Here is a 23,879-nt window from a genome sequence, read left to right on the forward strand (position 1 = left end):
GCCTGATGCGTGGCTCACTGCTTCGTTTTTGAGATGAACTCAGGCAGGAGGGGATTATTTGTCTGCAGCGACGCCTTGTTCGGGAGCTGCGAAACGTCCCAACCTCCGCCCAGAGCAACAATCAAATCGACATGCGAAATGGCCATGCTCTGATGGATCCCCAGAGCCTGCACTTCGTAATTGAGGGCGCTTTGCTGGCTTGTGAGAACAGTCGTGTAGGTCTGCGTGCCGGCCATGTATTCGTTCAACGAGACGCGCACCGCTTCCTGAGCCGATTTGACGGCGACATCCTGCTGCGTGAGCTGCTCACTCAAGAGGCGCAAATTGGACAAATTGTCTTCCACCCCCTGAAGGGCGGTTAGCACGGTCTGGCGATATGTTGCGACTGACGCGTCATAATCCGCACGTGCGGAACGAACCGCTGCCGTCCTTGCTCCACCCTTGAAAAGGGTTTCGGTGGACGATGCGCCAAGGGACCAGAACCGTGTTGCCGCCTGTACGAGTGTCTGAAGCGGGTTGCCGCTATAGCCGTAAGACGCACTGACTGAAATCTCGGGATAGTAGGCAGCGATGGCTGTGCCGATTGAAGCATTATAGCCTTCCATCGTGCGTTCCGCGGCTGCGATATCAGGCCGACGTTGCAGCAGGACTGAAGGCAGGGACTGCGGCGGTGTCGGCAAGGAGAGCGGTAGGGCACCTGTTGGGATTGTCAGGTCTGCAGGCGCCCGGCCGATGAGGACCGCAATGGCATGCTCGTATTGCGCGCGCGTGATGCCCGCCTGAGTGGCCTGTGCCCGAGTTTGCTGGAGCTGGTATTTGGCCTGCCAGAGTGCGCTGGGGTCGGTCACCCCGGCATCGACCTGATTTTGAACGATGGTCAGAGCCTGCTGGAAGTAGCCGACATTATTCAGATAGAGCTTTTTCAGGCTGTCCTGATAGCGCAGGTTGAAATAGGCGCTCGCCAGCTGAGACTGGTAGGAAAGCTGGGCATTTGCGAGATCGGCTGCACTAGCCTGCGCCGCCGTCACCTGCTGCTGCACCTGACGACGGATGCGCCCCCAGACGTCGAGCGTCCAGGAGGCCGATGGCCCCGTGTTCCAGGTGTTGGTTGTGGTCGAATTCGTGTAGGTGACCACTGATCCTGAACTAGCACTCTGTGAGGCTCTGCCCTGAGCGTTTTGGGTAAAGCTGAATGTCCCGGACAGGTTGGGAAAAGCTGTGCCCTGATCGCGTCGATCGTGGCTTCGGCTTTGCGAAACTGGGCTTCGTATTGTTTGACGTTCTGGTTCGAGATCGCGACCTGAGATTCCAGCCAGTTCAGCTGCGGATCATTATAGACCTCCCACCACGCGCCCTTCGATGCCTCGGCGAGGTGAGGCTGGGCCACACCCCATCCCTGAGGAGGCTTGGGAGCTTCCTTGAACTGTGGGGAAATCACGGCGTGGGGGCGATGATAGTCAGGACCGACCATGAAACATCCCCCCAGAAGGGGCATGCAACATGCAGCAAGGAGGCTGAAGCGTCGAGCGGAGCGGGACGGGGAGGAAGTCATCCTTGAATCTGATCCTGATGGCGCGGGCGAAAGAGCGCGGTGAGGGACTGAAGGCGGCGTTTAATTTTGCGCCCCAGAGCATCGAGCGTGAGAAACACGGCGGGCGTGCTGTAAAGGGTGAGGGCCTGGCTGACCACCAGGCCACCGAGGATGGAAATACCCAAGGGGCGTCGTAATTCCGCACCATAGCCATTGGCAATGATCAACGGAACAGCGCCGAGCGCAGCGGCGAGCGACGTCATCATGATGGGGCGAAAACGCAGCGCACTGGCCATACGAATGGCCTCTTCGGGCGTCGCACCGTCTCGCTGGGCCTGCATGGCGAAGTCGATCAGCATGATCGCGTTTTTCTTGACGATACCGATCAGCAAGATGACCCCGATCATGGCGATCAGCGAGAATTCTTCGCCAAAGATCTGCAACGCCAGAATGGCCCCGACGCCAGCGGAAGGCAGGGTCGAGAGAATGGTGATCGGATGCACCAGGCTCTCATAGAGAATACCCAGCACAATATAGACCGCAGCAAGGGCCGCCAGAATCAGGAGGGGTTCGTCGTTGACCGATTTCTGGAACAACGCTGCGTTGCCCGCAAATCCACCCTGAATGTCGGAGGGAACGTGCAGCTTGAGCAGGGCCGCATTGATCGATGTGACCGCATCGCCGAGAGAGACGCCCGGCTTGAGATTGAACGAGATCGTGGTGGCGACCGACTGGCCCTGATGATTGACGCTGAGAGCCGTTGTGCCGGGCAGAATATGCGAGGTGAGCGACAATGGCACCATGGTCGAGCTGCTGGTTGCCACAGCCGAGCCAGAAGACGCGCTGTTGCCGCCTGCGAGGCTATTGGCCATCTGGTTCTGGTAGTTCGTGTCAGCCGTCGAGGCGCTGGTCGAGCTGGTGCTTGTGGCGACAACGCGGATACGGTTCGAGGCGACGCTGCCTGCTGCGGTGCCTCCTGATGTGCTGACCCAGACCTGATTGAGTGAATGCGTGTCTTTCCAGAAGCGGGGAGCGGCTTCCATGATCACGCGATACTGGTTGATCGGCTTGTAGATGACAGAAGCCGCGCGCTGGCCATAAGCGTCGAACAGGATGTTGGAGACCAGCTGCGGCGTGATCTGAAAACGTGATGACAGGTCACGATTGATCTTCACGTCCAGCGCCGAACCCCCTTCGCTCAGATCGGAAGAGACATCCATCAGTTCGGGCAGCTTCTGGAAGGCTTCCACGACCTTTGGGGTCAGCGCGAAAAGCTCGTCGGCATCCGGACCTTGCAGCGCATATTGATAAGAGGCGTTCCCGCCACGCGCACCAGCACGAACGGCGCCCGGTGCCATGAAGAAGACCTCCGCCCCGACCATCTTGCTGAATTTACGACCAAGGCGTTCGATGGTCTGGGTGACCGTGTCTTCGCGTGCGGATTTGTCTTTGAGAGAGGCGAAGAGATTGGTCTGATTGGCCTGTCGTCCGCCGAGAAAACCGACGACAGCTGCGACGTCGCGATCCTTCGATACCGTTTTGGCGACATCGTAGGTCTTGGTGCTCATCTGGCTGAACGAGGCGGACTGATCGCCAATGATGTGACCCATCATGATCCCGGTATCCTCATCCGGGAAAAAGCCTTTGGGCATTTTGACGAAGAGAGCCCCTGCGATAACGAGTGTGAGCGGCAGGCTGAGCAGCATGAGCCAGCGATGGCGCAGCGACCAGTCCAGTGACACGACATAGCCATCGGTGATGCGCGTGATCTGTCTGTCGAGATAGATCGCGATACGGGCACGCTTGTGCTCTTCTTTCGCCGGACGGAGCAGGAGGGCGCAGATCATCGGGGTCAGCGACAGGGAGAGAACCATGGAGATCACAAGTGTGATCGAGATCGTCATGGCAAACTCGTGGAACAGACGCCCTGCTACGCCGCCAAGCAGAATGATGGGCACAAAGACGGCAATCAGCGAGAACGTAATCGACATGACGGTGAAGGCGACCTCGCCAGCCCCCGTCAGCGCCGCCTTGAGCGGTGACTGTCCCTGTTCGAGATAGCGGGTGATGTTTTCGAGCACCACAATGGCGTCATCGACCACGAAGCCGGTCGAGATGGTCAGTGCCATCAGTGACATGTTATCGAGCTGATAGCCCAGCAGCTTCATGGCGGCGAAGGTCGCGATGATCGAGGTCGGCACGACGATGGCGGGCACGAGGATGGCCGGGGCCGATTGCAGAAAGACCAGCACGACCAGCACGACCAGAATGACGGCAAGGATCAGGGTCAGCTTGGTGTCGCTCAAGGCGGCCCGGATGGTCAGGGACCGGTCGACAGCGATATGCAGATCAATCCCGGCGGGAAGGGCGGCGCGGATAAGGGGTAGGCGTGCCTTGATCTCATCCGCTGTCTTGACGATGTTCGCGCCTGCCTGGGCAAAAACGAGCCCGACGACGGCGCGCTGTCCGTTATAGACGCCCAGTGTCCGCAGGTTTTCGACGCTGTCATTGACCTCGGCGATGCTGGATAGCCTGACGGGGCGTGTGTTGCGATAGGCAATGATGAGATCGCGATAGGCCTGTGCTTTCTCCGCCTGATCGTTCGTATCGAGGGTGAAGCGAAAGCCGTTTGAATCGATGAAGCCTTTGGGCGTGTGAGCATTGGCGGAGGCCAGCGCCGCGCGAACATCCTCAAAGCCGATCCCGAATTTATAGAGCTGAAGAGGATTGATCTCGACGCGAACGGCGGGCAGCGCGCCGCCGCCGACCTCGACCTGACCGACGCCCTGAACCTGGCTGAGCTGCTGCTGAAGCACGTTGGTGGCTTCATCATAGAGCGTTGCCGGCGTTTTGGTCCGGGAGGTCAGAGCCATAACCAGAATGGGGGCCCCGTTCGGATTGGCCTTCTGATAGCTCGGATTGGTTCGCAATGTGGTGGGCAGATCGGCGCGTGCCGCCTGAAGGGCGGCCTCGACGTCGCGGGCTGCACCGTTGATGTCGCGGGACAAATCGAACTGAAGGATGATACGCGCCTGATTGACCATCGATTGCGAGGTCATTTCGGTCAGACCGGCGATGGCGCCCAGATGACGCTCAAGCGGAGCGGCGATGGTGCTGGCAATTTCGGTGGGTGATCCGCCTGCCTGCTGGGCCTGCACCATGATGACCGGCATATCCACATTGGCAGATCGGCGACAGGCAGTGTGGTGTAGGCCAGAAGGCCGGCAATCAGCATCGCGACGGTCAGCAGCGAGGTCGCTACCGGCCGAAGGATGAAGGGGCGGGTGATGTTCACTCGCCACCCTGTTCGGCAAGGCGCTCGGACATGCTGCGCATACCGAAGCGACGGCGCGTGGCGCTCGCGATGCGATCCATCATCAGATAGATCACCGGCGTCGTAAACAAGGTCAGCAGCTGCGAGAGCAGCAGGCCGCCGACGATGGCGACGCCGAGCGGGCGACGCAGCTCAGAGCCGACACCCTGACCCAGCATCAACGGCAGTGCGCCGAAGAAGGCGGCCAGTGTCGTCATGAGGATCGGACGGAACCGCAGCAGCGCCGCACGCCGGATCGCATCGAGCGGCGCGAGGCCGTCAAGACGCTCGGCTTCGAGAGCGAAGTCGATCATCATGATGGCGTTTTTCTTGACGATACCGATCAGCAGGACGATGCCGATAATGCCCATCACGTCGAGGTCCATACCGCAGAGCAGCAGCGCCAGAAGCGCGCCGATGGCGGCAGAGGGCAGGGTCGAGAGAATGGTGAGCGGGTGGATGAAGCTCTCATAGAGCACGCCAAGCACGATATAGACGGCCAGCAGGGCTGCGATCACGAGATAGAGTTCGTTGCTGAGCGAGGAACGGAAAGCGGCCGCCGTGCCTTGAAACGCCGTCTGGAACGCCGGAGGCAGACCGATCGCCGCCGCAGCGTGGTCGATAGCGTTCGTGGCCGCTCCGAGCGAATAGCCTTCGGCCACATTGAACGAGACCGTCGTTGCCGGAAACTGGCCGAAATGGGTGACCAGAAGCGGTGCCAGACCCTTGGTGATGGTCGTGACCTGATGCAGCGGCACGAGACCCGAGGTCGGGAGGCGTGTCGGGCCTGAGGAGCTTTGACCGGCCTCGCTCGAGATGCCGGGCAGGTAGAGCTGGTTCAGGCTTGCCAGATCGTGCTGAAAGCGCGGTTCGGTCTCCAGAATGACGCGATACTGGTTCGACTGCGTGTAGATCGTCGAGATCTGACGCTGGCCGTAGCTGTCATAAAGAAGGTTATCGACCGTCTGAGGCGTGATCGAGTAGCGCGCGCCGTTTGTGCGGTCGAGCGTGACATGGGCGACCAGTCCCTCGGCCTGCAGGTCGGATGTGACATCGGCCAGAGCGGGCTCGTTCTGGAGTGCGGTGAGGAGCTTCGGCACCCAGGTCTTGAAGGTGTCGTAATCCGGGTTTTCGAGCAGGAACTGATACTGCGTCGCCGATACGGTGGAATCGAGCGAGAGATCCTGCACCGGTTGAAGGAAGAGGCGCGCTCCGGGTGTGGAACTGCCTCTCTCGGCAAGGCGCGCGAGGATGGCCGAAAGACCGCTCGTGCGCTGTTCGAGCGGCTTCAGGTTGATGAGCATCCGTCCGACATTGAGCGTCATGTTCTGCCCGTCGATACCGACAAAGCTCGACACGCTGGCAACGTCAGGGTCCTGAAGCACTTCGGCGATGACGGCTTCCTGGTGCTTCTTCATGCTGTCGAACGAAATGGCCTGAGCCATCTCGGTAATACTGAACGACACCGGTATCCTGTCGCGGGAAGAAGCCCTTGGGGATGACGAGGGCGAGCACAAAGGTCAGCACGAAGGTGCCCAGAGCCACGATGAGCGTCGCGGTCTGATGACGCAGAACGACATCGAGCCAGCGCGCATAGGTAGCAATCACGCGGTCGATTCCGTTGCCGACCTTGGCTGCAAGACGCTGGAAGCGTGTGCCGTCCTGAGCGTCATGCGGGCGTTCGCTCAGAAGGCGTGCGCACATCATCGGCACAAGCGTGATGGAGACGATGGCTGAAATCACGATCGTGACGGCCAGCGTCATCGCAAATTCATGGAAGAGACGGCCGACCACATCGCTCATGAAGAGCAGCGGGATCAGCACGGCGATCAGGGAAACGGTCAGAGAGATGATCGTGAAGCCGATCTCCTGCGAGCCCTTGACGGCCGCCGTATAGCGATCTTCGCCCATCTCGATATAGCGCGCGATGTTCTCGATCACGACGATGGCGTCATCGACCACGAAGCCGGTCGCGATGGTCAGTGCCATGAGCGAGAGATTGTCGAGCGAGAAATCGAGCAGATACATGACGGCGAGGGTGCCGATCAGCGAGAGCGGGACGCTGAGGCTCGGGATGATCGTCGCCGGGACGTTGAACAGGAAGACGAAGATCACCGCGACGACCAGCAGCATGGCCATGCCAAGCTCGAACTCCACGTCGGACACGGAGGCGCGGATTGTGGTCGTGCGATCGGTCAGCGGGGTGATCTCAATGCCCGGAGGCAAGGTCTTTCGTAGCTGAGGCAGCACGGCCAGCACGTTATCGACGACCGAAATCACGTTGGCGCCGGGTTGGCGCTGCACATTCAGGATCAGGGCAGGGGTCTTGTCGGACCATGCGGCGAGCTGGTCGTTTTCGGGACCCTGCACGACTGTTCCGACATCACGCAGACGGATCGGGCCGTTATTCTGATAGGCGATGATCTGGTTCATCAGCTGATCGACGGAGGTAATCTGTCCGTCGATGCGCAGCGTGGTCGAGCGATGAGGCCCGTCGAACGTGCCGGTCGGCGAGTTGATATTGACGGTGCCGATTGTCGTGCGAACCGTATCGATCGCAATGCCGTAAGAGGTCAGCTTTGGGATATTGAGACGAACGCGGATCGCCTTGCGGTTGCCGCCCGAGAGCGTCACCAGTCCGACGCCTGAAATCTGGCTGACACGCTGCTGCAGACGCGTATTCACGAAGTCCTGCACGTCCGTGAGCGGCAGGGTACGCGATGTGATCCCGAGCGTGAGTACGGGGGTGTCTGCCGGATTGACCTTTGCGTAGATGGGCGGGGCCGGCAGGTCAGTCGGCAACAGGGAATTCGACTGGTTGATCGCCGCCTGCACCTCCTGCTCGGCAATGTCCATCGACATGTCGAGACCAAAACGCAGCGTGATGACCGAGGCGCCGCCAGAAGACTGTGACGTCATCTGGTCAAGACCCGGCATCTGGCCAAGCTGCGTTTCGAGGGGGGCCGTGACGGAGGTCGTCATCACATCCGGGCCGGCACCCGGATAGAAGGTCGAGACCGTGATCGTCGGATATTCAACCTGCGGCAGGGCTGAAATCGGCAGGAAGTGATAGCCGAGAAAACCGGTCAGCATGATCGCCAGCATCAACAGCGAAGTGGCGACCGGACGATCGATGAAGAGGCGTGACGGGTTCATGGCCGGATTTACTGTGCAGGCTTGGAGGGAGAGGCGGGCTTGTCTGCAGACGGGTTCTCGCTCTTGCCGGTATCGTCGGCGGGGATGGTGACCTTCGCACCGGGACGGAGATGGTTCGTCCCGTCAGTCACGACGCGTTCACCCAGCTTCAGGCCAGACTTGATGACTGTCGTGTCATTGCTGGCAATGCCCGTGGTGACACTGCGCATCTCGACCGTGTTGTCGTCCTTGACCACATAGACAAACTGGCCGTCCGGCCCGGTCTGCAGGGCGTTGGACGACAACAGGATCACGTCGTGCAGCGTATCGACCAGAAGGCGTGCGTTGACGAACTGGTTGGGGAAGAGATGCTCGTCTTCGTTTGTGAAGATCGCGCGCATCCGCACCGTACCGGTGGCGGTGTCGATCTGACTGTCCACGGCCTTGACCGTTCCGGAGGCAATTTTGTTCAGGTTTGCGCTGTCCCAGGCTTCGACAGGCAGCTCTCCGACCGCGCGCAGGCGATCCATGACCTGCGGCAACTGATCCTGCGGCAGGGTGAAGATGACCGAGATCGGCTGCATCTGGGTCAGGATCGTCAGACCACCCGATTGTCCGGCGGTAAAGTAATTGCCCATGTCTACCGCACGAATACCCACGCGGCCGTCCACAGGCGCGATGATATGACAGTAATAGAGGTTGAGGCGCGCATTATCGACATTGGCCTGATCGAGCTTTACCGTACCTTCGAGCTGCTGCACCTTGTATTGTGCGTCGATGGCCGTCATTGCGGCGATCGAGTTCTGCTTGATCAGCTTGTCATAGCGACCGGCATTGATGCGGGCGTCAGCCAGCTGGGCCTCGTCCTGCTTGAGCGTGCCGAGCTGCTGCTCGAGCGCCACCTGATAGGGGCGGGGATCGATCAGAACGAGTTCGTCGCCCGCCTTGACGTGCTGACCCTCCTTGAATTCGACCTGCATGATGTAGCCGCTCACACGGGCCTGAACGGTCACGTTTGTAATCGGCACGACCGTGCCGAGCTCGGTCAGGATCTCGGGCATGTCGCCGGTTTTCACCACGGCGACCGCAACGGGGCTCGCATCGCTTTTGCCCTGGGCGGTCGCCCCGTTTTATGCGTGCCCCGACCGGCGTGGTGCGTCGAGGAGTGGGGGCGCAGGAAGGCGATGGCAAGAAGCAGAACGATCACGCCACCGATCACAAATAGAAGCTTACGCTTGCGGCGCGGCTTGCCCGATACGGGCGTTGTGGCGGCATGGGGCGCAGTATGGCGCGCAGGCTGGGTCCGGTCGGGGCCCGTCTGATCAGTCATCTCTTCTCGTCTTCCATAACCCAGATCCAGGAGCGGTCATGTGCGCGCGCTGGTATCTCGGACATACGTTATTTGAGGCCGACCTGTCATGACGTCAGCTAAATTCTAGTTCAAGGACGAAACAATTTAAAACACGACACGTTAGAGAGCGCCACCTCATCTTGAATGGATATTGCGTCTTGGTAAACGAAACCGTTTTGCCTATGCGTCGTTGGTCTTCTCGTCACGGATAACTTTGAGTCCGTTTTGTGAAAGGATTATGACAATGAGCGATTCAGTGAAGAACAAAGGTGAAGGTCTGCTCGACGAAGCCAAGGGCCGCATCAAGGACGCAGCAGGCGGGCTGACCGGCGACGCCAAGGTTCAGGCTGAAGGCAAGATCGACCAGCTCTCCGGCGTGGCGCAGCAGGAATTTGCCGATCTTTATGACGATGCCGAGACCACCCTCGAGAAGGCAACAGCCTTCGTGCAGGACCGCCCGCTGATCTCACTCAGCGTTGCGATCGTCGTCGGTACGATCCTGGGCGCGCTCTTTTTCGGTCGCTCGAAGAAGAACTAAGCAGCTCTGAAAGCCCGAGACGGGGAAGAGGGATCGCAGCAATGCGGTCCCTCTTTTTCGTTTTGGAGCGGCAAAAATGATTCAGTGAATGCCGCTAGGGGTTTACAGCGCGATTCGGGTGATTCAAAAGCGATTCGAATGACTGTGCGACTCGGACAGTCTGACCTTTTTTCTCGTCGTCAAGGATCACATCGCAGCTCATGCCGGATTACGCTCTCGAACTTGCCCACGGGGCACCAGAAAAGAGAGTGGTCGGTCTCGATGAGGTGGGGCGTGGTCCGCTTGCCGGTCCGGTTATCGCCGCAGCGATGCTTTTTCTGACGCCGCCAGACGATGCGCTGGCGAGCCTGATCGATGATTCAAAGCGTTTGACGGCAAAACGTCGCGATGCCGCCTACGCTGCATTACTCGCCCATCCGTCGGTGCGCGTCGGGCTGGGGGCTGCCTCGGTTGCCGAGATCGAGGCGATCAATATTGGCAAGGCCTGCCATCTGGCGATGCAGCGGGCGCTCGAGCATATCGACATCGTCCCTGATCTTGCCCTTGTGGATGGCAATCGCCTCCCTGAGATGGGCTGCCCGGCTCTGGCTGTTGTCGGTGGCGACAGGAAAAGCCTGTCGATCGCCGGGGCGTCGATCATCGCCAAGGTGACGCGAGATCGTCTGATGACCAGACTTTCAGAGCGTCACAATGCGTATGGCTGGGAAAAGAATGCCGGATACGGCACGGCCCTGCACATGGCTGGTCTGAAACAGGCCGGCGTTACGCCCCATCACCGTCGCGAATTTGCCCCTATACGTGCGCATCTTGCCAGCGCAGCCCAACAGGTCGGAGCTATTTAATGCAGGATTTCCCTCTCGATCAGATCCTGTGTGGTGAATGCGTCGACACGATGCGCAGCCTGCCTGATGCCAGTATCGACTGCATCTTCGCTGACCCACCGTATAATCTGCAGCTGCGAGGCGAACTACGCCGTCCAGACGAGACTGTGGTCGACGGTGTGGATGATGCCTGGGACAAATTTGCCGATTACGCGACCTATGACAATTTCACGCGTGAATGGCTGGCAGAGGCCCGACGGATCCTGACTAAAGACGGGACGATCTGGGTCATCGGGTCTTACCATAACGTCTTCCGCCTTGGTGCGATCATGCAGGATCTGGGCTTCTGGATCCTCAACGACATCGTCTGGCGCAAAGCTAACCCGATGCCCAATTTCCGGGGGCGTCGTTTCACCAATGCTCATGAAACTCTGATCTGGGCGGCGCGCGGACCGGAAAGCAAATATCGTTTCAACTATCAGGCCATGAAGGCCCTGAACGACGACATGCAGATGCGCAGCGACTGGTATCTGCCGCTCTGCACAGGCAATGAGCGCCTGCGTAACGCCCACGGGCTGAAGCTGCATCCTACTCAGAAGCCCGAGAGCCTGCTCCATCGCGTGCTGATTGCATCGACTGTGGTCGACGATATCGTGCTGGATCCGTTTTCGGGAAGCGGCACGACGGCTGCCATGGCCAAGCGTCTGGGCCGTCGCTTCATCGGGATCGAGCGTCATCCGGATTATATCGAGGCAGCCCGGGCGCGTGTGGCGGCTGAAACGCGTCTGTCAGACGAGCAGCTGGCCATCACCTGCCAAGCGGGAAATGCCTCGTGTTCCTTTCGGCAGTTTTGTGGAGCAGGGCGCGCTGCCCGCAGGGACAGAGTTGTTCGATCGGCAGCGTCGCATCAGTGCTACTGTCATGCCCGATGGCAGCCTTGTGTCAGGCATGCAGCGTGGCTCCATCCACAAGATGGGCGCGCTTCTCACCAATGCCCCGTCCTGCAATGGCTGGACGTTCTGGTATTTCGAGCGCAAGGGCGAGGTGCTTCAGCTGGATATTCTGCGCACTGAACTGGCGCAGGCGCCGCTTCGCAACGTCGGCTAACTCCAGATCGCTAAGCTGACATGCGGCTGTTGCCGCATTGTCAGCATGGGTCGCTCATCGTGAGCATCCGGGTCGCATATCGTGGAAAATCCAGAAGGTTTTGGGGTTCCTGAGGATCATCCTGATCCGTGACAGGGATCCGTCGCAGGTTCGCTGAAAAGGGGAGCCGGATCTTGCGATCCGGAAATCAAGCCTCAGATCGGGCTCTTGCCCCTCTTGATTACCCAGAGAGGGCGTTGGTTTCAGCGTCCGCCAAAACCAAGAAAGCCGATTTCTGGCTGGGGCTGACCGCCCGAGGCGTCGAAACGGGACTTGGCTGAGGCCGCTACTGCCGTCGCATTTTGTCTGCCTCGACCCTTGATGGTCAGATGACCATTGCCTTTGGAATCGGTCTCGATCCCGGAATGGCTGGTTTCGGCTGCAAAGCTGCCACCGTTGTCATTGTAGCTCCGCATCGAGAGCAGCAGGAACATGATGTCCTTGCGGTTCAGATCGATCGCCATGTCCAGAGGGGTCTGGAACAGGACGTTCTTTCCCCTCATATCTGCGCCGCGATTAAGGGCTTCCTTGGCAGCGTTCAGAGAGCCACGGTTGATCGCGTCGAAAAGGGCGTCGGTGGGATTAAGGTCCGCGTTTGCGTGACCGGCATTCATTTCCTGTGACTCTGCACCCGGAAGAGCCGCTGGTGGCGCAGCTGCTTTGGCAGCGCGACGAGCTTCGGCTTTCTTCTGTGCCTCTTCGGCTTCCTGTTCCGCTTCCGCATCATCAGCAGACTGCGCATGCGCGGCATGCCAGGGAATGAAGAAAACAGGTGACGCAGCCAAAGCTGTCGTCAGCATCAGAGGAAAGAGTCGTGTGACATTCATGTGACGTCTCGAGTGGCGCATGATCGGACTATAAGCAATCGTGAACGGGCTGGCGACTCCCTATCGACGGCGAAGTTGACCTTCGCGCCACCAGCTGAGGAAGAGAAGGACCAGCGTCCCGCCCAAGGCGAGCCAGGAAGGGCACAGTGCCGTCAAACGGCTCGAAGACGCAACAGGGACAAGCTGTCTCGGGAAACCGATCCAGCCGGACCCGGAGAGCGAACCTGAGGAAACCTGCCTGATCTGGGGTGTCGACGTGTCCGATCCGAGCCAGGACGTGGCACCCTCGCTTTTGGCTGACAGGGGAGAGAGGATCGTCGCTGTGGCCCGTAAATCGGCATCTTCGAGCGCATTGCGCGTCGTCTGAGCGGCAACGGCGGTCAAGCCGTCCTGTCTCACGACCCAGAGACCTTCTGCGCCATTGGTGGGCGCGTTCGCCGTAAAAAGCCCATTGCCTGAAGGCTTCAGCGGCACAGAAATCATCCTGCCGTCCGGGGTCGTGAGGAGTGCCGGGGTCGCCAGACGTTCCGAATCGCTATGGCGCTCAATATGCAGCGTATTGTCGTTGATGGAGGCGCGAAGCTGGTTTTCCTCCAGATCGGGCTCCTTCATCAGCCAATGTGACAGGCGCTTGAGCAGTTCAGCCTGTGGGCCGCCGCCGCCTTCACCTCGTGACCAGAGCCAGAGCTGATCGGAGAGCAACAGGGCGACACGTCCCTTGTTCACCGTATCGAGCACGAGCAGGGGCTGGTTACCCGGTCCGGCAAGCAGCGGGGTGCCGTGTGAACTGTCCGATGCCAGTGCACGGTACCAGGGCCCCCAGGGCTGCGGCAGATCGGCTGTTACCGGGTGACGTCGGCCCGCCTGCGTCAGCGCCGGAACGAAGCGTTCATTGACGACGCCGTTCGAAGGCACATGCGCGGGCAGGATATCGGCGAGCGGCGTATCCTGAAGCGTTCCGTCCTGAGTGAATTCCGGTCCGGCAGTCAGCAGCAGGCCACCGCCCTCGCGTACATAATCGGCGATATTGGCGAGATAGTCCTGCGGCAGAATCCCGGCGTTATGGAACCCGTCGAGAATGATCAGATCGAACTGTTTGATCTTGTCCTGAAACAGTTCCTTGATGGGGAAGGGGATCAGGGCAAGGTCGGAAAGCGGGGTGCCATCATCCTTGTCGGGCGGACGCAGGATCGTAAAATGCACGAGATCGACCGAGGGGTCTGCCTTGAGCAAGCGACGCCAGATACGTTCGCCCTGATTGGGCGTGCCTGAGACAAGCAGGACCTTCAGGCGGTCACGCACCCCGTTGATCCGGACAATTGCCGTGTTGTTGCGAGGGCTGACCTCGCCGCTCAAAGGGGCAGCTGTCAGTGTGACCAGTGTCTCACCCGGACGATGGATCGGCACGCTGAGGTCGACTGCCTGGCCAGAGATGGCCGGGATCTGACGGGGCTTTTCGTCACCCTGACGCAGGGTGAGGGTGACGGGTTGCCCGCTCGGTACACCCAGATCGTCGACGATCACACGCATGACCGCCTCCTTGCCGACGAGGGCATAGGGCGGTGCCTGAAGCACGCGCAGCCTGCGGTCGGTTTCCTCTCCCTTACCGGTCAAAAGCACATGCAGGGGAAGGGTATTTTTCTCATGCGTGAAGAGAGATGGCAGGTTTGCCGGTGCATCATGCACCATGCCATCGGTCACCAGAACCGTGCCGCTGAACCGTCCCGGAGGGAGGTCGGCCTGATCGATGGCGTCGAAAAGACGCGTGCCGTGACCATTGCCGCCTTGCACCGTGACCGTGTGCAGCGTGAGACCGGGGATTGACCGGGCCTCCTCCTGCAGGCGCGCCGCAGCTTTTTCCGCACTGTCCAGTCGGTTGCGCAATGCCATCGACGGGGAGTGATCGACGACGAGCAGCACGTCTTGCGGTGCGGGCTCGAAGACCGGTTGGCTGAGTCTCGGGCCAGAGAGCCAGAGCAGGACGAGAAGTAGCGCAAGGAGCCGTGCGAGGCTCCCCGGTACGCGGCGCAGCAGGGCATAGGCCCCGATGAGGGTTACGATCCCCGCAGCCGCTGCGATCGTCCAGACCGGAATGAGGGGCATGAAGGTGAGATGGTTCATTGGGCCATCCTCTTCAGAAGTTCCGGCACGCGCATCTGATCGGCCTTGTAGTTGCCGGTCAGGGCATAGAGAAGAAGATTGACGCCAAAGCGGTAGGCCTGTGTGCGTTGCTCATCCCCACCGGGGATGACCGCATAAGGGGCATTTCCCTGAGCATCGACAGCCCAGGCATGCGCCCAGTCACCAGCACCGATAATAATCGGGCTGACATCGTCATTGCTGTCATCACCGCTTCGCGCCACCCAGACGGGCAGTCCCTGCACACGACCGGGGAAATCATGGAGCAGATAGAAGCTGTGGGCGAGCACATGATGATCGTCGAGCTTGCTGAGCGGCGGGACGACCAGCCCGCTCGTTGCCCGTTTCAGGGCAGAGCGCGTCTGCCGGTCATCCTGCGTCGAAAGCTCGGAACCGACGCCCTGCGTGTCGAGCATCAGGATACCGCCATGGGCCATGAAGCTGTTCAGCGCGGCAGAGCGCTTCGGGTCTTCCTGAACGTCGTCGGTGATCGGCCAGTAGAGCAGGGGATAGAATGCGAGATCGTCCTTGCCCGGTGTAACCCCATCGGGGTGACCCATCATGGCCGAGGAGCGGTCGGAGGCGTAGTTGGAGAGCCCCTGCAGGCCTTCACGAGATGCCTGATCGATGTCGTCATGGCCGCTCAGGATATAGCCCAGACGCGTTTCGAGCGCGGCGCCTGGCACAGAGCCGTGGGTGACGCTTGTCAGGCCAGGTCCTTCGTCCTCATCCTGTGCCAGGGCTGGAGAGCCGGAAAGCCCGGTTGCGCCAACAAGGACGCAGAGGATGAGGGTTGCGCGTCCGAACAGGCCACGCAGCCACAGGGCGATCAGGAAATCGGCCAGAAGCAGAAACAGCGCCGCAGCCAGCAGAAACGGCGCCAGAGTACGATCGGACGACAAATGCTGCGGAGTGACCGCGTCGCCCAGAAGAGCTTCTGCCTGAAGCGGGGGGAGGTGATCCCCGAGATTGAACGCCCGACGGGAAAGGCGGGGACCGTAATAGCCCGGAGGTGCTGCACATCCGGATGGGTGAGCGCGAGTTTGTCCACGGCCAGCGGGCGCGCCGCTCGGGAGGCGGAACCAGTGCGCCCTGCGTGTCGAGCATGGTGAACGGTGTCAGCTGACGCAGGACTGTCTGATCCTGCTGACCCAGAGAACGCTCGATCAGGCGTTCGAGCATCGCCGGGAGAAGTCCCGAGAGCGGGAGGCTGGACCAGTCTGCCGTGCCGGTGACGTGAAACAGAACGAGCTCTCCCTGACCGAGGGGAGCAGCGGTTACCAGAGGTGTTCCGTCGCTCAGGCGCGCCCAGACATGCGCCCCGAGATCGGTCGTCGGCTGCGCGAGAACCTGACGCGTCACGGTCACTTCTTTGGAAAGATCGAGACCTTCGAAAGGAGAATGCTCGGCAAAGGCCGAGAGCAGCTGGGGTTTACCCCAGGACATCGGGCCGCCGAGCTGGCGCATGCCGCTCATCAGGGGCACGGGGAGGAGCGTCTTGCTGCTGTCCTGGGAGGCTGCCTGTGCATCTGCCGCCAGATTCGGTCCGGCGAAGCGGATCAGCACGCCCCCATGACGCACCCAGTCGGCAACGCGGTTTCGCGTGTCGTCATCGCCAAGGGTTCCGTCTGTTGCGATCAGGACGGAAAGCTTTTGCTTGAGCAGGGCGGGAGCCGGGCCACGATGCAGTTCCCCAACGCCCTTGATCGCCTGAGCCAGAAAGAAGCCCTGTCCGGTCAGAGGGGTATCTTCGGCCCCCGGTGTCAGCAGCCCGACCGGATGACGACGATCTCCCGAATCCAGCAGGAAGAGGGAGGACGGTCCCGGCAGCGGCGCCGTGTCGCTTTCAAGCGCGAGGCGCGCGGCGCGATTGCGCAGCAGGGGAGGCAGGGCGATGTCGGTCGGCTTTTGGCTTTTCTCATCGAGCGGAAAAATGCCGAGCGTGCCGCCCTTTTCGTCACGGACCCTGATCCTGAGCGGTCGCGAGGGGCAGGGAAATCCACTGACGGCCGCGCTCAGATGGCCGCCCTCTTCATTTTTGGCCGTGAGAAGCAGCGTGTCGCAGTCAGGCCAGCGCATATCGCTGATTGCGCCGCTCGCATGTGCTTTCAGCTCCTGAACGGATTTTGCCAGTACGATGTCGGTCGCAGTGGCAACGCCGTCGGAGAGAAAGACAACGTCATGAGGGGGCTGAGATCCATTCCCCGTAGCGACCGCAAATTGTGCAAGCTGTCTGGCGCTCTGTGCCCGGTCGGCGGGCCAGGAATGAGGCGTCAGCGCGAGAAGACGCTCCTCAAAGCGGGGACGATCCGTCGTGGTGAACGGCGCAGCCATGCTGCCATCAGGGTCCGGGGCCGTCAGCAGGAGCGTGACCTCATGCCCGGCTCTGAAACGCCGCTCAGCCAGTTGACGGGCAGCCCGGAGACGGTCCTGCCAATGGGGGACAGACGCCCAGCCATTATCGAGAACGAGGACAAGATCTTTCGAGGGCGCGTCGCTTAGATCGCGACCCAGCCAGATCGGCTGAGCAAGGCCAAAAATCAGAAGCGCGACGGCGATCAGACGGAGCATAAGCAGCCAGAGCGGCGAGCGCGCCGTATCGGCCCGCCCCGGTCGGAGGCGCCTCAAAATCTGAAGCGAGGGATAGGCCTGTTCCTTGGGCGGCGGTGGCGTGGCCTTGACCAGCCAGTAAAGAGCAGGAAGGGCCAGCAGGCCGATCAGGGCAAGCGGTGTCAGAAAGATCATGCGTGCAGACGCCCCCCGGTCAGGCGCGCATAGAGGGCGAGAAGGGCAGGGAGCAGGGGCTGGTCGCTGTGATGCAGGGTGAAGCCTGCACCATGGGCTTCTGCCAGCAAGGTAATCTGGTCGAGATGAGCACGCATTTCCTGTTTATAGGCGGCGGTAAGCGTCTCGACAGCGGGCAGGGTCAGGGCGCCCTCTGCTTCGAGACTGTCGAAATTGATGCGCCCTGCATAAGGCAGGCTGCGTTCGGCCGGGTCGAGAACGCAGAACAGTTCGGTGCGCGCCGGGCGGGCGGCCACATCGCGCAGCAGGGCCTCGAGTGTGTCCAGAGGGAACAGAAAATCACTGATCAGAACGAGCTGGCCATAGGGGCGGAGCGTGTCCAGCGAGGGCAGGGACGGTGAGGGGCCCGCTGTCAGATTAAGCGCCAGACGTTGCAGGGAGTGGGGGCCGCTCACGGATCGTCCCTGCTCAGGCCCGTTCAGAAGCGCGACGCGTTCACCACCATGCAGGCCTGCTGCAGCCAGAGCCAGCGTCGCAGTCTGTGCCTGTTTTTTCTTGGTCGGCAGGTCAGGCCGTGACTGCCATGTCATCGACGGGGAAGGATCGCACCACAAAGTGAGCTGCTGCGCGCCTTCGGCCTCGCGTTCACGCACCCAGAGCTGATCGCTGCGCGCCGATTGCCGCCAGTCGATGCGGTGGGCCGGTTCATGATCATGGGCGGGGCGATATTGCCAGAAATCCTCGCCCGCTCCGGCGCGGTGCTGATGATGCACACCGGCACGAATTTGACGTCCGATGCGCTCTGCCTCGATCACCAGCGGAGGAAGCAGGGCTTCGGCTTCCGGCATCAGCGGCGCGATCGTGGCTCCCGACGCCGCTTCAGGATCTGCCTTGCGTCGCCATTTCCCGAAAAAACCGCTCACGGTCAGAGGAGCGCCTCGACCGCCTTTGCAATCAGCTCTTCCACCTGAAGGCCGGAGGCCCGGGCTGAGAAGCTGAGCGCCATGCGATGGGCCAGAACGGATTCTGCAAGATCGGCAACATCGTCCAGGCTGGGCGTCAGACGTCCGTCGAGCAGGGCCTGGGCGCGGCAGCTCAGCATCAGAGCCTGGGCTGCGCGAGGGCCGGGGCCGTAGAGAAGCGAGGAGGCCAGCTCAGGCTTGTAAGCAGTCTCGGGGCGGAGACCACGCACGAGAGAGAGAATCCCCTCGAGCACTTTGTCGCCAACGGGAAGACGGCGCACCAGTCCCTGAGCCTCGATCAGGCGACGAGGAGAGAGCAGGTGGGGGCTTCTGCAGCCTGAACGCCCGTGGTCTGCAGCAGCATCTCGCGCTCGGCCTCACGCTCGGGGAAGGTCAGCGCAATACGCAGCATGAACCGATCGAGCTGGGCTTCAGGCAGAGGGTAGGTTCCCTCCTGCTCGATCGGATTCTGGGTTGCCAGAACATGGAACGGGCGGGGGAGCTTATGATTGGTCCCGGCCTGAGCCACCTCATATTCCTGCATCGCCTGCAGCAGTGCGGACTGCGTACGCGGGCTGGCGCGATTGATTTCGTCGGCCAGCAGCAATTGCGTGAAGATCGGGCCTTTGACGAAGCGGAAAAACCGGCGTCCGTTCTCATCCTCATCGAGAATGTCGCTGCCTGTGATGTCAGACGGCATGAGGTCAGGCGTGAACTGGACGCGCCGCGTGTCCAGCCCCAGAACCTGAGCCGCCGTGCTGACGAGCAGGGTCTTGCCGAGCCCCGGTGCGCCGATCAAAAGGGCGTGTCCGCCAGAGAGGATCGTGACCAGCAGGCGGTTGATCACATCGCGTTGCCCAAGCACAACCTGCCCGATCGCGCTCTGGACAGAGCCGAGTTGCGCCGTCAGGCGCTCGGCCAAGGCGAGGTCGGCAGGGGTTTCGGCGGAGAAGGAAGAGAGATCGTTCTGGCTCATATTTGCCAATCTGACAGTTCCGGGGGTTTCATCAAGCCATAAGACGACCCAACTTGCAGCATGAGACGAGTTTTTTGGACCGCAGGCGGAGAGAGCGTTGAGAGACGAGGGTGGAAAACAGGACTCATACTGCGCGCAGATGCAGGCAACAATCCTGAGTGATGTGCAGGGGGCGTGCGACGTGCGAGGGGACATGAAGGCTGATGGTCAGCCTGAAGAAACAGCCCATAGAGTACTGCCCTTTCTCATCAAACGGGATGGGACGTGGCTTTATCGCGGCTCGCCGATCCGCCGCAAAGAGATGCTGTGTCTTTTCGGATCGATGCTGACACGGGACCATAGCGGAACTTACTGGCTGCGGACGCGACGGAGTCGGGCACGATCCAGGTTGAAGATGCGCCCTTCATCGTGCGTGAACTCGATTTTCGCGGGTTATGCGGTCGACAGCAGAATCTGTGCCTGCGCACCAATATGGACGAATTGCTGTGTGTCGGTCCCGCGCATCCGCTGATCGTGGACTGGGATCATCCCCCCTCGGAAGAATGTGCTGCGATTCCCTATGTCCAGGTCAGACGAGGCGAGGGAGACCAGCCCATTCTCGCCCGGCTTCCTCGCCCGATCTATTATGAGCTTGTGGCTCTGGCTGTTCCCGGCCATGTGGGGTGTCGTCCCTGCATGGGAGTGTGGAGTCAGGATTGTTTCTTCCCGCTCGCGCCCATGCACGTCGAGTAATATTGAGCAGGCGCCGATAGCCGTCTCTCTTGCCCCGGGTTTGATGTGAGCATTCTGAAAAAACTGCCTGATCGCACAGGGCTGGACCGTCTCTGGGCCGTTCTGCCTGAAGCGCGCCTTGTCGGTGGGTCCGTTCGGGATCTGCTTCTCGGCGGGCAAGCGGTCCACGATCTCGATCTGGCAACACCCGAGCCGCCAGAAGACGTGCAGCGTCTCTTGCAGCAGGCGGGTATCAAGACGATTCCGACAGGGCTTTCTCACGGCACGGTGACGGCATTGATCGATCATGTGCTTCGAGATCACCACATTACGGCGGGATGTTACGACAGACGGACGCCATGCCGAAGTCGCCTGGACGACGGATTGGCGAGAAGATGCCGCGCGACGCGATTTCACGATCAATGCCCTGTTCTGCGACAAAGATGGCGTTATTCACGATTTCTTTGAGGGGCAGCGAGATATTGCCGCGTCCCGGGTACGGTTTGTCGGCGATGCCGTTCAGCGCATTGAGGAAGATGCGTTACGAATCCTGCGGTTCTTCCGTTTCGATGCCCGATTTGGCACGGTCCAGCCCAATGACGAGGCGCTGGCCGCAATCCGAGAGCGTGTAGGGCTGATTTCCGGCCTCTCGGCTGAACGGATTGCCAGTGAATTGCTCCGTCTTCTGGTGGGGCCAAATCTCATTCGGACGCTGATGGCGATGCAGCAGATCGGTCTCCTCGAGCGCATCGTTCCTGAACCCCGGATCGATCGGCTTGCAAATGCCTTGTCGAATGGCGCACCAGAGGAGGCGGTTCTTCGTCTCGGCCTTCTGAGCGACGCCCCGGACCTGTCTCGCAGCCTTCGTCTTTCCATCAAGCAGGGGCAACGACTTGCCCGGTTCAATCCATCGACGCCGTTGATCGCGTTTGATGAGCAGGGCGCAGAATTTTCAAAATCCGGTCACCTCAGCCCTGATCTGGATGGGGATGCCCTGCGCCGGCTTTTGTCCTGTCATGATCAGGCGGGCCTGATTGATCGTTCCTGGCGCGTGCAGGCGGAGCTCTTCGAGCCCGATCGCGAAAATTGGGACGATCTCCGGAAGAGACTGGCGACGATGGCGGTGCCCGTCTTTCCGCTCGCGGGGCGTGATATCGTCGCGCTCGGCGTGCCGGCTGGCAAGGAGATCGGAAAGGTGATCGGCGATCTTACGCGCTGGTGGCGCGCCAAAGGCTGTCGGCCGGACCGGCAGGCCTGTCTGGCCGAGCTCAATAACCGCCTGCCCCTTTCCCCGCGGGGCTGAGAGCGGTAAACGGCAGGGATGAAAACACCGCAGCCGGCCAGCCAGACACCATTGCGACGGATCGATCCCCAAGCGCTCAGGGGCGCCGGATGCTGTTCCGGATCTGGCGTGAGGAAGTCCGCCAGCATGTCGGCCGTCTGGCCGGGGTCGTGGTGCTGACCGTGCTCACCGCTGGACTGACGGCTCTTTATCCGCTGGTCATCAAGCGCGCCGTCGACATGTTTGCGGTGCATGACCCACGCATCCTTTACCAAGTTCCCGCTCTGGTCGTGCTGGTGACGGGGCTCAAGGCCGCATCGCAATACGGCCAGACCCTGACGGTGCAGAGTCTCGTTCTTGTCGTGATCCGCGGGTTGCAGTCGCGCATGTTCTCTCATGCGCTGACCGCTGACATTGCCCGCATCGAGCGCGAGGCTCCGGCTCAATGGGCCGCACGGTTTACGACCGATGCCGTCTCGATCCGCGAGGCCATGATCCGGGCGGTCAACGCCCTAGGCGATGTCGTGACGGTCGTCGGACTTGTGGTGTCGATGATCTATACCGACTGGGAGCTGAGCCTGATCGCGCTCGTGCTTTACCCGATTGCGGCCGTGCCGATCCAGAAGCTGGGCAAGCGCGTGCGCAGAGCTTCGGGCGGCATGCAGGAGCAAATCGGTGAGACGGCGACCTTGCTGAATGAGAGTTTCGCTCTGGCGCGTCAGGTGCGTGTCTACCGGATGGAGGGCAGTGAGTCGACGCGGATCGATCGTTCGCTCGATCTTCTGCACGGTGCCTTCTGGCGCATTTCCCGTGGTCGTGCGCGCGTCGATCCCGTGCTTGAAGTGCTGGGTGGCACAGCGATTGCGGCTGTTCTGGGTTTTGCCGGGTGGCGCGCTGCCATGGGCGGCGCCACGCTCGGCGATTTTACGGCGTTTATCGCTGCCCTGTTTGCAGCATCGCGCCCCTTGCGGTCTCTGGGATCGCTCAACGCCGCTCTTCAGGAAGGCCTGGGCGGGCTGGAGCGTGTGTTCTCCGTCATCGATGAGCCTCCTGCCGTCGCAGAACGTCGCGATGCTTCCCCTTTGCCTCCGGGCCACGGCCATCTTGTTTTTCAGAACGCCAGTTTTGCTTACCCCGATGGGCGTGTCGGTCTGCGTGGGTTGAGTTTTGACGTCAAACCCGGATGGACCGTTGCTCTGGTTGGCCCGTCAGGGGCGGGTAAATCCACGGCACTCTCGCTGATTCCTCGTCTGCATGATGTCAGCGATGGGGCTATCTTGCTCGATGGGGTCGATCTCCGTGCTCTGACCCTTGCCGATCTGCGTGACGCCATCGCTTATGTCAGCCAGGATACGACCCTGTTCGACATCTCGGTTCTCGAGAATATCCGGATCGGGCGTCCTCAGGCGAGCCGGGCCGAAGTAGAAGCTGCCGCTTTGGCCGCCGCCGTCGATTTTGCGGAAACCCTGCCGCAAGGGCTCGATACACGCGTGGGACCGGGCGGTCAGCGTCTCTCTGGCGGGCAGAGACAGCGCGTCGCTCTGGCACGGGCTCTGCTGCGAGACCCGCGTCTGCTGCTGCTGGATGAGGCGACGAGTGCGCTTGATTCGGAGAGCGAATCAAAGGTTCAGAAGACGCTGGCCGATCTGCGTCGCGATCGCACGACGATCATCGTCGCGCATCGTCTCTCCACGGTGAAAAGCGCGGATCTGATTATCGTCATGGGAGACGGCGCTGTGGTTGAGCTGGGCACTCATGCCGAGCTACAGGCTCAGGGTGGGCTCTATGCCCGACTGGTACGCAACCAGTCGCTCGATCACGTGGAGGTTCCGGTCGAGCCCGCTCAGGAAGAAGAGTCGGTTCCTGCTTCTTTATAGAGGCGGTGCGAGGGCCGAGAGAACGGGCAGGATCTTTTCGTAAAGCGGTCGCTTGAAGCCAAGATTGAAGCGGGTCACGTCGCCTGGCATGACCCATTCCCAGCGGTCGAATTCTGCCGGTTCGCTGCCATCGCCAGCGAGATTGATCGCGCTGTCATCCTGCGTCATCCGCATGGCGAACCAGCGCTGTGTCTGACCCCGGAATTTTCCTCCTAACGCCTTCCCGATCAGATGAGCAGGCAGGTCATAGGGTAGCCAGCCTGGAAAGCTGCCGAGCAGGAGAGCTTCGCTCAGACCTGTTTCCTCACGCAATTCCCTGATCGCGGCGTCCTCCGGGGTCTCATTTTCATCAATGCCGCCTTGCGGGCATTGCCAGACATCGCGCAGATCCGCGCGCCGGGCGAGGAAAAGCGCGCCCGCGCTGTTGAACAGCGTGATGCCGACATTGGGGCGATAGGGAAGGGTTGCAGGATCAATCATGCGTCAGGCCCATAGAATTCCGGCCCCTCTGAGGGGGCCGGACAG

The 23,879-nt window shown here is 61.0% G+C and carries 10 protein-coding genes and 8 pseudogenes; 7 read left to right on the plus strand and 11 right to left on the minus strand.

Annotated features, from left to right (window positions below; all coding sequences use genetic code 11):
• Window positions 1–14 precede the first annotated feature (14 nt).
• From JCM15831_RS15580 to JCM15831_RS15595, 4 pseudogenes are all read right to left on the minus strand, one after another.
• Window positions 15–1,552 (minus strand): annotated as a pseudogene (locus JCM15831_RS15580) (efflux transporter outer membrane subunit).
• Window positions 1,549–4,826 (minus strand): annotated as a pseudogene (locus tag JCM15831_RS15585) (efflux RND transporter permease subunit). Before JCM15831_RS15585 ends, JCM15831_RS15580 begins: the two co-directional pseudogenes overlap by 4 nt.
• Window positions 4,823–8,000 (minus strand): annotated as a pseudogene (locus JCM15831_RS15590) (efflux RND transporter permease subunit). Before JCM15831_RS15590 ends, JCM15831_RS15585 begins: the two co-directional pseudogenes overlap by 4 nt.
• An 8-nt stretch (window positions 8,001–8,008) precedes the next feature.
• Window positions 8,009–9,309: pseudogene (locus JCM15831_RS15595) on the minus strand (efflux RND transporter periplasmic adaptor subunit).
• A gap of 265 nt (window positions 9,310–9,574) precedes the next feature.
• Here JCM15831_RS15595 and JCM15831_RS01000 point away from each other — a divergent pair.
• The 3 genes and pseudogenes from JCM15831_RS01000 (at window position 9,575) to JCM15831_RS01010 (ending at window position 11,796) form a co-directional block, all read left to right on the plus strand.
• The gene (locus JCM15831_RS01000; protein ID WP_025822073.1) at window positions 9,575–9,868 is read left to right on the plus strand and encodes a CsbD family protein; all 294 of its coding nucleotides are present in this window, start codon (window positions 9,575–9,577) and stop codon (window positions 9,866–9,868) included.
• A gap of 200 nt (window positions 9,869–10,068) precedes the next feature.
• Window positions 10,069–10,710 carry a ribonuclease HII gene (locus tag JCM15831_RS01005; protein WP_025822075.1) on the plus strand — a complete coding sequence of 214 codons (642 nt, stop codon included), beginning with the start codon at window positions 10,069–10,071 and terminating at the stop codon, window positions 10,708–10,710.
• A pseudogene (locus JCM15831_RS01010) lies at window positions 10,710–11,796 on the plus strand (DNA methyltransferase). Before JCM15831_RS01005 ends, JCM15831_RS01010 begins: the two are co-directional and overlap by 1 nt.
• Before the next feature lie 242 nt (window positions 11,797–12,038).
• On the opposite strand, the gene JCM15831_RS01015 reads toward JCM15831_RS01010, so the two are convergent.
• The 6 genes and pseudogenes from JCM15831_RS01015 to JCM15831_RS15605 all read right to left on the minus strand — a co-directional run bounded on the left by JCM15831_RS01015 (window position 12,039) and on the right by JCM15831_RS15605 (window position 19,484).
• Window positions 12,039–12,635 (minus strand): ankyrin repeat domain-containing protein, encoded by a 597-nt coding sequence (locus JCM15831_RS01015; RefSeq protein WP_232227921.1) that lies wholly within the window; start codon window positions 12,633–12,635, stop codon window positions 12,039–12,041.
• Between the two features lie 87 nt (window positions 12,636–12,722).
• The gene (locus JCM15831_RS01020; RefSeq protein ID WP_025822082.1) at window positions 12,723–14,783 is read right to left on the minus strand and encodes a hypothetical protein; all 2,061 of its coding nucleotides are present in this window, start codon (window positions 14,781–14,783) and stop codon (window positions 12,723–12,725) included.
• The gene (locus JCM15831_RS22115; protein ID WP_232227922.1) at window positions 14,780–15,487 is read right to left on the minus strand and encodes a DUF4159 domain-containing protein; all 708 of its coding nucleotides are present in this window, start codon (window positions 15,485–15,487) and stop codon (window positions 14,780–14,782) included. The genes JCM15831_RS01020 and JCM15831_RS22115 overlap by 4 nt, the downstream gene beginning before the upstream one ends.
• Window positions 15,488–15,527: 40 nt before the next feature.
• On the minus strand, window positions 15,528–17,546 hold the full coding sequence (locus JCM15831_RS15600; protein ID WP_232227914.1) for a BatA domain-containing protein: 2,019 nt from the start codon (window positions 17,544–17,546) through the stop codon (window positions 15,528–15,530).
• On the minus strand, window positions 17,543–18,469 hold the full coding sequence (locus tag JCM15831_RS01030) for a DUF58 domain-containing protein (RefSeq protein WP_025822084.1): 927 nt from the start codon (window positions 18,467–18,469) through the stop codon (window positions 17,543–17,545). The genes JCM15831_RS15600 and JCM15831_RS01030 overlap by 4 nt, the downstream gene beginning before the upstream one ends.
• 2 nt (window positions 18,470–18,471) lie before the next feature.
• Window positions 18,472–19,484: pseudogene (locus tag JCM15831_RS15605) on the minus strand (AAA family ATPase).
• Between the two features lie 193 nt (window positions 19,485–19,677).
• Here JCM15831_RS15605 and JCM15831_RS20735 point away from each other — a divergent pair.
• From JCM15831_RS20735 to JCM15831_RS01050, 4 genes and pseudogenes are all read left to right on the plus strand, one after another.
• Window positions 19,678–20,216 (plus strand): annotated as a pseudogene (locus tag JCM15831_RS20735) (DUF1285 domain-containing protein).
• A 45-nt stretch (window positions 20,217–20,261) separates the two neighbouring features.
• Window positions 20,262–20,447, plus strand: a pseudogene (locus JCM15831_RS23520) (CCA tRNA nucleotidyltransferase); the annotation flags it as partial.
• Window positions 20,448–20,502: 55 nt separating this feature from the next.
• The gene (locus JCM15831_RS15610; protein ID WP_306301789.1) at window positions 20,503–21,498 is read left to right on the plus strand and encodes a tRNA nucleotidyltransferase/poly(A) polymerase family protein; all 996 of its coding nucleotides are present in this window, start codon (window positions 20,503–20,505) and stop codon (window positions 21,496–21,498) included.
• An 89-nt stretch (window positions 21,499–21,587) separates the two neighbouring features.
• Window positions 21,588–23,354 (plus strand): ABC transporter ATP-binding protein, encoded by a 1,767-nt coding sequence (locus tag JCM15831_RS01050; RefSeq protein WP_025822088.1) that lies wholly within the window; start codon window positions 21,588–21,590, stop codon window positions 23,352–23,354.
• Here the strand turns inward: JCM15831_RS01050 and JCM15831_RS15615 are convergent.
• Window positions 23,349–23,834, minus strand: coding sequence for an RNA pyrophosphohydrolase (locus JCM15831_RS15615; RefSeq protein WP_035773545.1), 486 nt, complete (start codon window positions 23,832–23,834; stop codon window positions 23,349–23,351). The two genes, JCM15831_RS01050 and JCM15831_RS15615, sit on opposite strands and share 6 nt — an antisense overlap.
• Window positions 23,835–23,879 lie beyond the last annotated feature (45 nt).

Source organism: Asaia astilbis JCM 15831 (assembly GCF_000613845.1).
In the GTDB taxonomy this organism is placed as follows: Bacteria; Pseudomonadota; Alphaproteobacteria; order Acetobacterales; family Acetobacteraceae; genus Asaia; species Asaia astilbis.